The sequence below is a fragment of the Bergeriella denitrificans NBRC 102155 genome (assembly GCF_001592185.1).
GTDB classification, from domain to species: domain Bacteria; phylum Pseudomonadota; class Gammaproteobacteria; order Burkholderiales; family Neisseriaceae; genus Neisseria; species Neisseria denitrificans.
In genome coordinates, this window is record NZ_BCWL01000372.1 from 1 (window position 1) to 719 (window position 719).

The window sequence follows — 719 nt, forward strand, 5'->3', positions numbered from 1 at the left end:
TATTTAATTATTAATGATTACACATAAACATCAATCTGTGATACTCAATCCGGATGATATTGGCGATAACAAACCCGCAGCCCGCAAAAAGGCCGTCTGAAAATCATGATTTTCAGACGGCCTTTTTGCGGTACAAACAAGCAGCCTTCGTTTTCGCCCGACGATGATGCCTGCATTCGACAAATTGTCAACAATCTCAGGTCGGAGCTGTTTATCCGCAAAATGAGATAAACTCACTGGCTTCAACTCAATTCGGCCTTTGCCTCCCGGCAAAATGGCGAGCTTACCTCTCCGCTCTACGATAGAAGTTTCGGTATCTCTGCCTGGCTCAAATCATTCTTAGCCGCCGCACGCGCCGCAGCAGCCGCCTTCGCTATGACCGCCGCGTTTTTCCTCGCTTTGCTCATGATTTATTACCGGCAGCTCGATTTCCTGCTCTACTTGCTCATTCGGCAAATCGTTCACTTTAATGGTGTTATGTTCGCTCATTGCAGATTTCCTTTTAAATAGTTCACTTAAAATTCATGTTTAACATAGCGCAAGATAACATGATTTGCCCAAATAAAAAATACCGCTTGCTCGCAAACGGTATTTTTCCCATCGCTATTTGATGCGGCTCAATATCGGTATCGCAATCACAATAAATAAGCGAAACCAACGCCTTGCTGAAGATCAACCCCTGATGCGGCTGATTTTAAACCGCTTCTTTTTCAGATGTA

At 44.2% G+C, this 719-nt stretch carries 1 protein-coding gene; it reads right to left on the reverse strand.

What is annotated here, in order from left to right; translation table 11 throughout:
• Nucleotides 1–339 precede the first annotated feature (339 nt).
• On the reverse strand, nt 340–489 hold the full coding sequence (locus tag BDE01S_RS11500; RefSeq protein ID WP_169798099.1) for a hypothetical protein: 150 nt from the start codon (nt 487–489) through the stop codon (nt 340–342).
• Nucleotides 490–719: the final 230 nt, after the last annotated feature.